Genomic DNA, 13,055 nt, shown 5'->3' on the forward strand with positions numbered 1-13,055 from the left:
AGGAATCAGGCATGGGAGGGCGCGGCACGCGGATTGATCTCCAGGCTGGACAGCTCGCCTTTCTCCAGGTGGCGTATGGCATGGGCGCGCTCGGCCGCACGGGCATCGTGCGTCACCATGATGATGGTCTTGCCCAGCTCGGTATTGAGCCTGTCCAGCAGGTCCAGTATCTCGCCGGCTGATTTTCTGTCCAGGTCGCCAGTGGGTTCGTCCGCCACGATCAGGGTGGGGTCGGTGACCAGGGCGCGGGCAATCGCCACCCTTTGCTGCTGGCCGCCCGAGAGCTCATTCGGATAATGCTGCATGCGGTCGGCCAAGCCGACCATCTCCAGTGCCAGCGCAGCATGCTCGCGCCGCTCACGCCGGTTCAGCCGGGTCAGCATCAGGGGGAGCTCGACGTTCTCCAGGCCGGTCAGCACCGGCATCAGGTTGTAGAACTGAAAGATGAAACCCACATTGCCTGCACGCCAGTCGGCCAGGTCAGCTTCGTCCAGTGTGGCGATATCTGTGCCGCCCACCAGTATCTGGCCGCCGGTGGGTTTATCTATGCCGGCAATCAGGTTCAAGAGGGTGGATTTGCCGGAGCCGGATGGCCCCATCAGGGCCAGGAAGTCGCCTGACTGGATATCGAAATCGATATCGGTCAGTACCTCCACCGCCTGCCCGCCACGGGTATAGGACTTGCTGACATGGCGCAGTGCGACTGCTACCTTGGTGCTGGACGTCAAGGTTTGGCCTCCACGATGCGGGCACCGTCCTTGAGGTCGCCGGGTTCCAGTACCACTACCTCGTCCAGCTTGATGCCGGCACGCACCTCCTGCATGTCGCCCAGCTTGCCACCCAGTTGCACTGCGGTGCGGTGGGCGATGCCCTCACGCACGACGAAAACCGCCCCTTGGCTGAGTGCCTTGGGGTTGATCGCCAGGCGAGGTTGGCGCTCGTCAGCCTTGAGCTGACGGCTGAGGAAGCTCACCTTGGCGCTCATCTCGGGCAGGATGCGCGGGTCCTTCTCGATAAAGCCGATCTTGAACGTGACCGTGGCCTTGCTGCGATCCACCGAGGGTACGATGCTGCTGACACGGCCCAGCAGGCGCAGGTCAGGCAGCGCATCCAGCTGTATCTCGCAGGGCTGATCCTGCTTAGCCTTGAATAGGCTGGCTTCGGATACGTCTGCCTCTACCTCCAGGGTTGTCATGTCGGCCATGCTGACCACGGCGCCTTTGGAGTCGGCGCTGGCATTGAAGGGCGAGATCACATCGCCGACATTGGCGGTCTTGGTCAGCACTACGCCGGAGAAGGGGGCACGGATATAGGCGTTCTCCAGCCCCACCCGCGCCTGTGTCAGTGCGGCCTCGGCCTGTCTCACTGCCGCCGCCTGGGCACCAACCAGGGCAGCGGCCTGCTTGGTGCGCGAGATGGCATTGTCGTGGGAGGCACCGGCGATAAAGCCCTGCGCCAGCAGCTCCTGGCTACGGCGGAATGCCCGTTCGGCTTCCAGGGCCTCGGCCTCGGTCTGCTTGAGCCGGGCGCGGGCTGCTTCTACATTGGCCACGGCCTGGGCTACCTGGGCTTGCAGGTCGGCGCTCTCCAGCCGGGCTATGACTTCGCCTTCCTTGACCTGGCTACCTTCGCGCACACCCAGCCACTCCAGCCTGCCTGTGCCTTTGGAGGCAATGGCGGCTTTTTTCTGGGCGACCACATAACCGGTGGCGGTCAGGTCCGACAATGCCGACGAGGGCCACGCCTGTGTGACCTTGGCGGTCTGTACCGCAACCGGCCTGCCCCGCTGGCTGAAGAGCAGGGCGCCGCCTGCCAGTACTATCACCACCAGTGCGATACGCCATTTACCCCAGCGCTTGCGGCGCTTGTTCGGCTGAGCGGTGCGATCGATGGCGAGTTGCTTGAGGTTATCGGTCATGGTGGGAGGTCCGGTTAGGATTCCCGCATTCTAGGGCCGGCGGTGGGTGAGCGGCGTGTACCACGCATAAATTTGCTATCCAGTTGCGATGGCGCAAATATTCCAGCTATTAATGCTGCGGGCGACCCGGCCCGGTACAGGTTGATGCCTGGGTGTCTGGGCCAGTGATGGACTATCAATCGGCGCCGCATTGCTGAATGCAGCGGGCTTGTTCGCGGTTCCAAAAACGGGAGGTCTCACGATGTCGCTGTTGCTCTACGGTCATTCATTCTCCTCCTATACGCAGAAAGTGCTGGTGGCGCTGTATGAGAACGACACGCCTTTCGCTTTCTGCAGCATAGGGCCGGATACCCCACAGCATACGGCAGAGTGGCTACGACGCTGGCCCCTGCGCAAGTTCCCACTGCTGGTGGATGGCGAGCGCAGCATTGCCGAGACCAGCATTATCATCGAGTACCTGCAGCATGCCTACCCTGGGCCGGTGCGCCTGCTACCCGCAGACCCGGTAGCGGCGCTGGAGGTGCGCTTTCTCGACCGCTTCTTCGACCTGCATGTCATGAACGCGGCACAATACGCCGTGGATGGCGCCTTGACGGGCGACCCGGTGAAGCGCCAGGAAGGCATGGCGCTGGCCGTCAGCAAACTGGAACTTGCTTATGCCTGGCTTGAAGGGCAATTGGCTGGCACGACCTGGGCTGCCGGTGAGGATTTCACGCTGGCAGACTGTGCTGCCGCACCTTCCTTGTTCTACGCGGACTGGACGCACCGGATTGCCGAGACGTTTCCCGTACTGCGCGCTTATCGCGCAAGGCTGCTTGCCCGTCCCTCCTTCGCCCGTGCGGTGGAGGAGGCGCGGTGGTTTCGGCCGAACTTCCCATTGGGTGCGCCGGAGCGGGACTGAGGTGTGCCGGGCGAATTGGGCAGTATCGAGGTGGGCAGAACTGATCGCGGGTCGTCCCAACTTCGGGGCTGCACCTGTTGGAGGGGGGCGCTATCACGAGCTCAATACTTGAGCGCCCAACCTCATGCCAGGCTACGGGTCTGCCCTAGCAAGGTTGCCAGTGAAGCCCGCGTATCGGCGGTTCCGCGACGAACGGCCGCGCCAAATTGTCCGTACGGGTCTAGAGTTGGGTCTCAAGCGGTGTGTAATCTGCACTGCGCCAAGGAAAGGAGGCTGGATGCGCGAACAGTCCTTTATCGACACGCTAGGCTACCGAGGCCCGGAACGTCGCCTGCAAGATCGTCGCACCCCGATACACCCTGAAGACCGCGACTGGCGTATTTACAACCTCGCGCTGGAAAGCAGTGAACAGCGCGGTTCCCTAGGCCGACGTGATAGCGATTATGCATTTCTCGCGGGCTTGCAGCACTAGGCCCGCCATAGGGCGGCGCGCGTAAGCGCCGCTGCTGGCCCAAGCCGGCAAATAAAAGGCGACCGTGGTTTCGGTCGCCTTTGCATTTGGGCGCCGCCACCATGAGGCTGGGCATGGGGCGGGCATTCCCGCTATGCTTGCTCCCCATCGCAGCCGCAAGGGCTGCATTGCTGATGGGTTGTCATGGATTATCTCTATATCGGCGGCTGGTTGCTGGCCATACTGCTGATGCTGGCCGGTTTTGCCGGCAATTTGCTACCCCTGCTGCCGTCTGCGCCGCTACTGTTTGCGGGCTGCCTGCTGGGCGCCTGGCTGGACGATTTCAAACGCCTGGGCTGGGGCTGGCTAGGCGTATTGCTGGTGCTGGCCATCATTCTGCAGGTGGTTGATTTCGTGTCTGGCGCCTGGGGCGCCAAGAAAGCAGGGGCCAGCCGCCAGGCGGTCATCGGGGCCACGGTGGGCGCCATTGTCGGCATCTTTGCCGGCATACCGGGTCTGATACTGGGCCCGTTTGTCGGTGCGGCCGTGGGCGAATGGATGGCCAGCGGAGACACCCTGAAGGCAGGCAAGGTGGGGGCGGCAACCTGGCTGGGACTGCTGATTGGCACCGTGGCCAAGGTAGGCCTGAGCCTGTTCATGCTGGGCTTGTTTGTGCTGGCCTATTTTCTGGGTGCGCCTTCGGTACCTTGAGCTATCCCCTGCAGGAAGCTTCGAAGGGCGACGTCATAGGCTGGGGCGGATGACAGGTCGCCATGGCCGGTGTTGGGTAGTTCCACCCAGATCTTGCTGCCGCGCCAGGCATCGTGCAGTCGCTGGGCGTGGGCTTTGGGTATCAGTTGGTCTTCGCCTGCCACCAGAAACAAGGCGGGTTCGTGTCGCTGCGGTGCCTGGGCTGCTGAATCGAAATGGTGGCGCAGCAACCAGCGTACCGGCACCCAGCGATAGTGCCGCTGGGCCACTGCAGTGAGGCTGTCGTAGGGGGTGATCAACACCAGCCCGCTGAGTTTGCGCTCGGCTGCCAGGGCCACCACGACCCCGGTGCCCATGCTGCGGCCCATGGCGACAATGCGGCTGGCTTGCACATCGCTACGGCGGCTCAGGTGGTCGTAGAGCAGCAGGGCATCGGCACGCAAGGCCGCTTCACCGGCCTCGCCCTGGCTATCGCCAAAACCGCGGTAGTTGAGGGTGGCGATGGCCCAGCCGGGCCAGGCGGCCTGCTCAGCGAGGATGTGGCTGACTTCTTCGGCGTTGCCGCCAAAATACAGCAGCAAGGGCCAGGGACCAGTTTGGTCAGGTTTGCGTAGCCAGCCCCGCAGGGTGTGGCCTTCTGGGCTGACCAGGCTCAGCGTCTCGGTGCCGGGCAGGCGACCGGTGGCGGTTCGCTGTGCGTCAGCCAGGGGCTGGGGCTGGAACAGCAAGCGTTCCTGTAGCAGGTAGAGCAGCAGCCACAACAGCATGACTGCGCAGGTTGTGCCCAGCGCGATGCGCAGCAAGGCGCTGGCCACACCCGCCGCGGTCATCGTCGTTCCTGCCACCAGAGCAGGAACAGCGCCAGTATCAGGAACAGGGTGGAAGGCAGGATGGCGGCCAAGAGGGGCGGCCAGTCATACAGCAGGCCGAAGTGCCCGACCAGCTTGTTGACGAAGTAGAAGCCCAGGCCCAGCATGATGCCGATGAACAGTTTCATGCCTACCCCGCCGGCCCGGCGTTGGGTCTGGGCAAAGGGCAGGGCGATGATCAGCATGGCAAGACAGGCGAAGGGGTAGACCAGCTTGCTCCACAAGGCGATTTCGTAGCGACTGGTTTTCTGCTGGTTGCGGGCCAGGTGGTCGATATAGTCGAGTAGGGTCAGCACCGACATCTGCTCGGGCTTCACCAGCAATACCTGCAGGGTGTCGGGTGTCAGCACCGAGCGCCAGAGGTACTCGGGCATGTGCTGGACATCCACCTTGTCGCCATGGAAGTTGGTGAGGATGATTTCCCGCAGCTTCCAGGCCTGCTCGGATTTCTGCCAGTCGCCAAAGCGGGCATAGCCATAGGCTGTCATCTGCCGCTGGTCATCGAACAAATAGACATGCACATGGCGCAGGGTCTGGTCGGGCAGGACTTCGCGCACATTCACAAAGCTGCTGTCGTCCTTGAGCCAGAAACCGGAACGGTTGTTCTGGGCCACCAATTGGCCCTTGGCCGCCAACCGCAACTGGGTGGCGGCGCGCTCAGCCGTGGGGGCCAGGTACTCGCCTGCCGCCATGGTGATCAGTGCGAAAAACAGGCCGGCGATGCCAAGTATGCCCAGCAGGCGCCAGACCGACAGGCCACCCACCCGCATGACGGTCAGCTCGGAGTGCTGGTTGAGCATGGAGAGGCCGATCATGCCGCCTATCAGTACGGCGATGGGCATCAGTTCATAGGCGTGGCCGGGTATCAGCAGGAGCACATAGGCCAGCAGCTTGCTGAAGGTGTAGCTGCCCTGGCCCATGTCGCGCAGTTCGCCTATCAGGTCGAAGAACAGGAACAGGCCCAGCAGCCCGGCCAGCACGAACAGGCTGCTGCGGGTGACTTCTGCAATTAGGTAGCGGGAGAGCGATTTCATGATCGGGGTTTGGCCCGCCAGCGGAACAGGCCCCAGGCAATGGCCGCCATGGCCAGATGCACCGGCCAGATGCCTATCAGGCTGGAGAGTTTGCCCGCCGCGATCCAGCTCTGGGCGATGTTGACCAGATTGAGGTAGATGGAAAACAGCAGGATGGCGACGATGAGGTTGAAACCCCGGCCGACACGCGGATTGACATAGGCCAGCGGGATAGCCAGCAGGGCCAGCAGCAGCGTGCTGATGGGGCTGGCAATGCGGCGTGCCAGTTCGCCCTTGTCTTCGGGGTTATCACTATGCCAGAGCGCCAGGGTGGACTGCGTCTCGCTGGTGGTAGTGGCTTCCCGCCGGTCGGGTTCCTGCACCCGGATGCGGGCCTCATTGAATTCCACGATGCGGTAGTTGGGCTGGCCTAGCATGCCCTCATAGCGGCGGCCGTTCTGCATGACCAGTATGCGCTCGCCATCGGGCAGGCTGCGCAGATAACCCTGGGCTGCTACGGTAACGCTATGGGTGCCGTCCCTGGCGGTGGACTGCACGAAGATATTGCGGGCCGCACCCGCCACGCCGGAGAAATTCTCGATGAAATAGACCCGGTCGCTGAGGGAAGATTCCTTGAACAGACCCGGCGCCAGCGCTGACATATCGTCTCGGGTAGCCAGTTGTTCGCGGTATTCACGGCTTTTTTGCTTGGCCCACGGGCTGAGGCCCAGGCTGAGCATGGCCACCACCAGCGCCAGTGGAATGGCAAAGGTCAGCACCGGCCTGATCCAGGCAGTGAGTGGCTGGCCGGCCGCGAACCAGATGGCCATCTCGTGGTCGCGCCAGGCGCGGGTAAGCGACCAGAGTACGGTGATGAAGACCGTCATGGACAGCAGCCATGGCACCAGGCCGAGCAGCGTGAAACCCAGCAAGGCGGCCACGGCTTCGGATACGATGCCGCCACTGGCCGCAAGGCCGAGCAACTTGGCACCGCTGGTTACGATCATAATGCTGAGCAGAATGACGAACACACCAGCGCTCATGACGCCGAATTCGCGCAGCATGGCACGTTCGAACAGGCGCTCTGAAGGTAGGCAGGAACGTAGCAGGGAAGGGGAGGCTGAATGGGCTGGCACGGGTTGCGCTTTGACTTTTGCCGGTCTAGTTCGGAAAATCGGGAGAATTTTCTCGATTCTCGCTACGGCCATAAGCCGCAGTGCGTTTCAAAAACCTAGCGGGGTGCGCTGCCTATACCGGGCAGCGGCCGAGCCGCGATCTTACAGGAGTCCACCGTGGAAATCATTGCAAAGGCCGCGAGCCCCGAAAAACACAAGGCGGCCGTATTGGCGCTGTCGGTCACCGAGGGCAAACTCGGGGCGGCTGCGCAACTGGTGGACAAGGCGGCCGGTGGCCATCTCAGCGCCATATTGAAGCTGGGCGACCTGGATGCCAAGTCGGGCAGCAGTGTACTGCTGCACAAGGTTGCCGGCGTGGCTGCCGAGCGCGTGCTGCTGGTCAGCACCGGCAAGACCGACAAGGAATTCCGTGATGCCGCCCGCGCTGCCGTGCGCGCTGCGACGGCAGCCGGTGGCGAGCTGGCATTGGCTTTTGAAGGCCGCGATGCGGCTTGGGCCGCCGAGGAAATCGCTGTGGCGGCATTTGATGCCAGCTACAAATTCGATGCCACCAAGTCCAAGAAGGACGACAAGCCCGGCCTCAAGAAAGTGACCGTGCTGGTGGCCAAGGCCGATGAAGCTGCTGCTGCCGTCGGTGTGGCTGCTGGTGTGGCGCTGGGTAGCGCCATCAACCTAGGCAAGGACCTGGGCAACCTGCCACCCAATTTCTGCACCCCCACCCATCTGGCCAACACCGCCAAGGATATTGCCAAGCAGTTTGGCATGAAAGTGGAAGTGCTAGAGCGTGCCGACGTCGAGAAGCTGGGCATGGGCTCGTTTGTCTCGGTGGCCAAGGGCAGCACCGAACCGCTCAAGTTCATCGTGCTCAAGCACGAAGGCGGCAAGAAGGGCGACAAGCCCGTGGTGCTGGTCGGCAAGGGCATCACCTTCGATTCGGGCGGCATCAGCCTGAAGCCGGGTGAGGGCATGGACGAAATGAAGTACGACATGATGGGCGCGGGTTCGGTGATTGCCACCATGCACGCCGTGGGCGCCATGAAGCTGCCGCTCAATGTCTACGCCGTGGTCGCCAGTTGCGAGAACATGCCTGCCGGCAATGCCAGCAAGCCTGGTGATGTCGTGACCACCATGAATGGCCTGACGGTCGAGATACTGAATACCGACGCCGAAGGTCGTTTGATCCTGTGCGACGCGCTGACTTATGCAGAACGCTTCGAGCCTGCCGCTGTGGTGGATGTGGCTACCCTGACCGGCGCCTGCGTAATTGCCCTGGGGCATCATGTGACCGGCCTGTATGCCAACAAGGAAGAGTTGGGCCGTGAACTGGTGGCAGCGGGCGAAACCGCGGGCGACCGTGCCTGGCAGATGCCGATGTTCGACGAATACCAGGAACAACTGAAGTCCAACTTCGCCGATCTGGCCAATATCGGCGGCCGCCCTGGTGGTTCGGTCACCGCTGCCTGCTTCCTGTCGCGCTTTACCAAGAAGTATGACTGGGCTCACCTGGATATTGCCGGTACGGCCTGGAAGTCGGGCGCGGCCAAGGGTGCGACCGGCCGTCCCGTGCCGCTGCTGACGCAGTTCCTGCGGGCACGTGCCGCAGCGGTGGCAGGCAGCAAGCCTGCAGCCAAGGCTGCGCCGGCTAAGGCGGCTGCCAAGCCCGCTACCAAGGCAGTCGCCAAGCCTGCAGCCAAGGCTGCGGTCAAGCCTGTTGCCAAGGTTGAAACCAAGGCTGCTGCAAAGCCTGCAGCAAAGCCCGCTGCCAAGCCGGCTGGCAAGAAGAAGTGATATGAAACCGCTGGCAAGCTTCTATTTCAATGTGTCCAACCGCGAGCAGGCGCTATGCCAGCTTGTGGGCAAGGCTGTGAAGCGCAAGCTTGCCACCGGCATCGTCACCGATTCGGAGACCGCCAGTCGCGTCATCGATCGCCTGCTGTGGGAGGTGCCGCCTACTGGCTTTGTCCCCCACTGCCTGGGCGATGATGCGCTGGCCTCCCAGACGCCGGCACTGATAGACCACCGCCTCGAGCTGCTACTGCCGCGCGAGGTGGTGTTCAACTGGACGGCGCATGTCGTCCCCACAGATCGCGGCATAGCGCGTATCGTAGAAATCGTGCCGCGCGACGACATGGATTTGCGCGAGGTTGCCCGGCAACGTCTGGCCCTCTATAAACGGGCTGGATACGACGTCGAGTTCACCGATATGGACAAGCAAGGTCGTGCAAATGGCTGATTTTCCCTCGCTGGGCCCCGATACCGAGCCGCCAGCTGTCGTAGGCAAGATGGATGCCTTGATCGCACGCCATCGTGGCAGCGGCCTCAACCCCAACGTGCCGGTGCTTACCGACCTGGATGCCGGGGATCTCAGTGATGCGATTCCGGTGCTGACCCAGGTAGAACCGGTGGTGGGCGATGAACTGATGTTCACGCCCGAAGAGATACGTGGCGAGTTGCCCTCGTCGTTGGATAGCCTGGGTGCACCGCCGACACGCGCTGCGGCACCTGCGCCGGTTGCTGCGCCCGTGGCGGCAGATCCGGTTGCCCCGTCCCCCAGGCCCGCCCCGGCTGCACCGCAGGTTGCGGCGCCCGTGGCCCCCCCGCCTACAGCACCCGCTCCGCCCGTGGAGGCGGCAAGGCCTGCGTCGCCCGCGCCCAGTTTTGAATTCCCCGAGCTGACCATCCCCAGTTTGGATGCACCGCCCGCCAAGGAGCTTGCCAAGCCCGCTGTGCCGCAGTCACAGCCGCACTCGCCCTTGGCGGATGGGCCGCTGATGCCAGAGCTGTCGCTCAACTTCGATTTTTCCCCACCTCCAGAAGAGCCCAGGGCGGCACCTGCACCTGCACCTGCACCTGCTGTTGTACCGGCAGCGCCCTTGGTGGCAGCGCCTGTTGCCCCTGCACCCGTGGTTGCTGCCACACCGCAGCCTGTCCCCGCACCCGCACCCGCACCCGCACCGGTAACACCTGCGGTTCCTGCGACGAAGCCAGCGGCCGTGCCAGTGGCGCCCGTTGCGCCACCCACTGCCCCGGCAGTGGCGCCCGCCGCCCCGGTTGCGACGGCTTCCCCCCCGGCGATGTCGCCAGCTTCACCTTCGCCGCGTAGCGGTGTCACGGTGCTGGTATCGGACGAACTGCCCGAGCTGAGCCTGGAGCTGGACGAGGATCACGCAGAGCCGGCGCCTGTATTGGATGTGGCCGCACTGGCGCAGGAGCTGGTCGCCGGCCTCAAGCCCGAGCTGGAGCGTATGGTGCGCATAGAGCTGGGCAAGCAGCTGGCCATTGTGCATACCGAATCGCTGAAACGGACCCTGGGTGCCCTGCAGCCCCAGCTAGACAAACTGATACGCAGCCGCATAGAAGACGCGCTGAAAAAACGCTGAAAGACCGCAGAAAAGGTACAAATCAGCCGGTCCTGCAACAGGGCCGGTATTTGTTTATGCATTCAAACGGAATATTCGGCAGAACCTACGGTAAAATCGCGTTCTTTCAAACGATTACCGTCGAGCTACCGTCTGATGCGCACCTCGCAATTCTTCCTCTCTACCCTCAAAGAAGCCCCCAATGAGGCCGAACTGCCTAGCCACAAGCTGATGCTGCGTGCCGGGCTGATCAAGAAGCTCGGCTCCGGCCTCTATACCTGGATGCCACTGGGTCTGCGTGTACTGCGCAAGGTAGAGGCCATCGTGCGCGAGGAGATGAACAAGGCCGGTGCACTGGAACTGACCATGCCGGCCATACAGCCGGCTGAATTGTGGCAGGAGAGTGGCCGCTGGGCGGTGTTCGGCCCTCAGATGCTGAAGATGAAGGACAGGCATGATCGCGACTTCTGCTTTGGGCCGACGCACGAAGAGGTGATTACCGATATCGCCCGCACCGAGATCAAGAGCTACAAGCAGCTGCCGCTGAATTTCTACCAGGTACAGACCAAGTTCCGCGACGAGATACGCCCCCGTTTTGGCGTGATACGGGCGCGTGAGTTTGTCATGAAGGATGCCTACTCGTTTGATGCTGATGTGGCGGGCATGGCCGAGAGCTACCGCAAGATGCATCAGGCCTATACCCAGGTATTCACCCGCCTGGGCCTGCAGTTCCGGGCCGTGAAGGCCGATTCCGGCGCCATTGGTGGCGATGCCTCGCAGGAGTTCCATGTGCTGGCCGAGTCGGGTGAGGACGCCCTGGCCTACTGTCCGGATTCGGACTTTGCCGCCAATGTGGAAGCCGCCGAAGCCATGGCACCGGCCGCGCCGCGCGCCGCTGCCAGCGAGGACATGCGCGATGTGGATACGCCCAAGCAGACCACCTGCGAAGCCGTGGCTGAGTTGATGGGCATTCCACTGCAGCGTACCGTCAAGCTCATTGCCCTGATGGCCAATGAACAGTTGCATATCCTGCTGCTTCGCGGTGATCACTCTCTCAACGAGGTGAAGGTAGGCAAGCTCGATGGCCTGGCCGACTTCCGTTTTGCCAGCGAGGAAGAGATACGGGCCTTCTTCAATTGCCCTCCCGGTTTCCTGGGGCCAGTCGGTATTGATCGCAGCAAGGTGAAGTTGATTGCCGACCGCACCGTCGCCGCCATGAGCGACTTTGTGGTGGGGGCCAACAAGCCCAAGTTCCACACCGCCGGTGTGAACTGGGGCCGCGATTTGCCGGAAGCAGATCTGGTTGCTGATATCCGCAATGTGGTGGCCGGTGACCCCTCGCCCGATGGCCGTGGCGTGCTGGAAATCTGCCGTGGCATCGAAGTGGGGCATATCTTCCAGTTGGGCACCAAATACTCTACCGCCCTGGGCTGCAACTACCTCGATAGCGAAGGCCAGCTCAAGCCCATGGAAATGGGCTGCTATGGCATAGGCGTGTCCCGTATCGTCGGAGCCGCCATCGAGCAGAGCTACGACGACAAGGGCATACGCTTCAGCACCACCATGGCGCCGTTCGCTGTGGTCATCGTGCCGGTGGGCTACCAGCGTTCCGAGGCCGTCAAGGCGGCAGCAGATGCGCTGTACGCCGAGCTGGCAGGCCGTGGCGTGGAAGTCCTGATGGACGATCGCAACGAACGTCCTGGCGTGATGTTTGCCGATATGGAACTGATAGGCATCCCCCACCGCATCACTATTGGCGACAAGTCGCTGGCGGATGGCAAGGTGGAGTACGTGTCGCGCCAGGCTGGTACCACGGAACTGGTAGCACAGGCCGATGTCACAGGCTTCCTGCTTGGCAAGCTTTCAAAGTAAGGATTATGGTTCGTAGTATGTTGCGTTCAGTACTCGTCTCTACATTGCTTTTTGCGACGCTGCCGGCCCTGGCCGGCGCCCAGCGGGAAGAAGACCTGTCGTTCTCGGTGGCCACTGCCATGCAGCGGTCCATCAACGACAGCGCCTCGCCACGGCTGGTGTTTGCCAACCCCAATGAGGGACAGGCCTGGATGATCGAGATGTCGGCTCGGCTGAAAAAGCGCATCCCCGATGACTTCATGCGCGAGAAGCTGTTGACGGCCATCCACTACGAAGCCACCCGCGCCGGGCTGGATCCGCAGATGGTGATGGGCTTGATCCATGTCGAGAGTGGCTTTCGCCGTTATGCCATCTCGTCGGTGGGCGCGCGTGGCCTGATGCAGGTGATGCCGTTCTGGCAACGCGCTATCGGCAAGGGCGATCACAACCTGTTCGACATGTACACCAACCTGCGCTTTGGCTGCACCATCATGCGGCACTACCTGAATGTCGAGAAGGGCGATCTTTACCGTGCCCTGGGGCGTTACAACGGTAGTACCGGCAGGCCGGAATACCCCAATGCCGTCCTGGCGGCCTGGCGCACCCACTGGGATTGGCAGCCAGGCCAGGTCAGGGTGCAGACGGTGTCCTACCCGACCAACAAGTAAATAAAACCCCGCCATGGCGGGGTTTTGTTTTTGGCCCAGATCGTGCAGCGTTGCCCGGCCCGGACGCCGCTTGTGCGGCATGGAATCAAGGTCCAGGTCGGCGTGTCGCCATGCGCCGTTATCTTGCCGTTTTTTGCCTGCCGGGCTTGCCTGTTACGGCGATGCATTCCCGCACCAT

13 protein-coding genes are annotated in these 13,055 nt (G+C 62.6%); 8 read left to right on the forward strand and 5 right to left on the reverse strand.

Annotated elements, in window-relative coordinates:
- Positions 1 to 5: 5 nt before the first annotated feature.
- Both QQK16_RS20070 and QQK16_RS20075 read right to left on the reverse strand, forming a co-directional pair.
- Positions 6 to 728, reverse strand: coding sequence for an ABC transporter ATP-binding protein (locus QQK16_RS20070; RefSeq protein WP_284198273.1), 723 nt, complete (start codon positions 726 to 728; stop codon positions 6 to 8).
- On the reverse strand, positions 725 to 1,918 hold the full coding sequence (locus QQK16_RS20075; protein ID WP_284198274.1) for an efflux RND transporter periplasmic adaptor subunit: 1,194 nt from the start codon (positions 1,916 to 1,918) through the stop codon (positions 725 to 727). The genes QQK16_RS20070 and QQK16_RS20075 overlap by 4 nt, the downstream gene beginning before the upstream one ends.
- A 241-nt stretch (positions 1,919 to 2,159) precedes the next feature.
- Here QQK16_RS20075 and QQK16_RS20080 point away from each other — a divergent pair, with 241 nt between their 5' ends.
- From QQK16_RS20080 to QQK16_RS20090, 3 genes are all read left to right on the forward strand, one after another.
- Complete coding sequence (locus QQK16_RS20080) at positions 2,160 to 2,819, forward strand: glutathione S-transferase family protein (protein ID WP_284198275.1); 660 nt, start codon at positions 2,160 to 2,162, stop codon at positions 2,817 to 2,819.
- Positions 2,820 to 3,096: 277 nt separating this feature from the next.
- The gene (locus QQK16_RS20085; RefSeq protein ID WP_284198276.1) at positions 3,097 to 3,291 is read left to right on the forward strand and encodes a hypothetical protein; all 195 of its coding nucleotides are present in this window, start codon (positions 3,097 to 3,099) and stop codon (positions 3,289 to 3,291) included.
- A gap of 183 nt (positions 3,292 to 3,474) precedes the next feature.
- Positions 3,475 to 3,981, forward strand: a complete 507-nt coding sequence (locus tag QQK16_RS20090; RefSeq protein WP_284198277.1) for a DUF456 domain-containing protein — start codon at positions 3,475 to 3,477, stop codon at positions 3,979 to 3,981.
- Here the strand turns inward: QQK16_RS20090 and QQK16_RS20095 are convergent.
- The 3 genes from QQK16_RS20095 to lptF are packed head-to-tail and all read right to left on the reverse strand — an operon-like array spanning position 3,951 to position 7,071.
- Positions 3,951 to 4,811, reverse strand: a complete 861-nt coding sequence (locus QQK16_RS20095; RefSeq protein ID WP_284198278.1) for an alpha/beta hydrolase — start codon at positions 4,809 to 4,811, stop codon at positions 3,951 to 3,953. The two genes, QQK16_RS20090 and QQK16_RS20095, sit on opposite strands and share 31 nt — an antisense overlap.
- Positions 4,808 to 5,884 (reverse strand): LPS export ABC transporter permease LptG, encoded by a 1,077-nt coding sequence (gene lptG, locus QQK16_RS20100; protein WP_284198279.1) that lies wholly within the window; start codon positions 5,882 to 5,884, stop codon positions 4,808 to 4,810. Before lptG ends, QQK16_RS20095 begins: the two co-directional genes overlap by 4 nt.
- Positions 5,881 to 7,071 (reverse strand): LPS export ABC transporter permease LptF, encoded by a 1,191-nt coding sequence (lptF, locus tag QQK16_RS20105; RefSeq protein ID WP_284198280.1) that lies wholly within the window; start codon positions 7,069 to 7,071, stop codon positions 5,881 to 5,883. Before lptF ends, lptG begins: the two co-directional genes overlap by 4 nt.
- 84 nt (positions 7,072 to 7,155) lie before the next feature.
- Between lptF and QQK16_RS20110 the strand changes: the two genes are divergently transcribed.
- The 5 genes from QQK16_RS20110 (at position 7,156) to QQK16_RS20130 (ending at position 12,877) form a co-directional block, all read left to right on the forward strand.
- On the forward strand, positions 7,156 to 8,787 hold the full coding sequence (locus QQK16_RS20110; RefSeq protein ID WP_308447092.1) for a leucyl aminopeptidase: 1,632 nt from the start codon (positions 7,156 to 7,158) through the stop codon (positions 8,785 to 8,787).
- Position 8,788: 1 nt separating this feature from the next.
- Positions 8,789 to 9,232, forward strand: a complete 444-nt coding sequence (locus QQK16_RS20115; protein WP_284198281.1) for a DNA polymerase III subunit chi — start codon at positions 8,789 to 8,791, stop codon at positions 9,230 to 9,232.
- Positions 9,225 to 10,379: a hypothetical protein gene (locus tag QQK16_RS20120; RefSeq protein WP_284198282.1), complete on the forward strand. Its 1,155-nt coding sequence runs from the start codon at positions 9,225 to 9,227 to the stop codon at positions 10,377 to 10,379. Before QQK16_RS20115 ends, QQK16_RS20120 begins: the two co-directional genes overlap by 8 nt.
- Before the next feature lie 135 nt (positions 10,380 to 10,514).
- Positions 10,515 to 12,230 carry a proline--tRNA ligase gene (locus QQK16_RS20125; RefSeq protein ID WP_284198283.1) on the forward strand — a complete coding sequence of 572 codons (1,716 nt, stop codon included), beginning with the start codon at positions 10,515 to 10,517 and terminating at the stop codon, positions 12,228 to 12,230.
- A gap of 17 nt (positions 12,231 to 12,247) precedes the next feature.
- The gene (locus QQK16_RS20130) at positions 12,248 to 12,877 is read left to right on the forward strand and encodes a lytic transglycosylase domain-containing protein (RefSeq protein ID WP_284198284.1); all 630 of its coding nucleotides are present in this window, start codon (positions 12,248 to 12,250) and stop codon (positions 12,875 to 12,877) included.
- Positions 12,878 to 13,055: the final 178 nt, after the last annotated feature.

This window comes from Chitinimonas prasina, from assembly GCF_030160395.1.
In the GTDB taxonomy this organism is placed as follows: domain Bacteria; phylum Pseudomonadota; class Gammaproteobacteria; order Burkholderiales; family Chitinimonadaceae; genus Chitinimonas; species Chitinimonas prasina.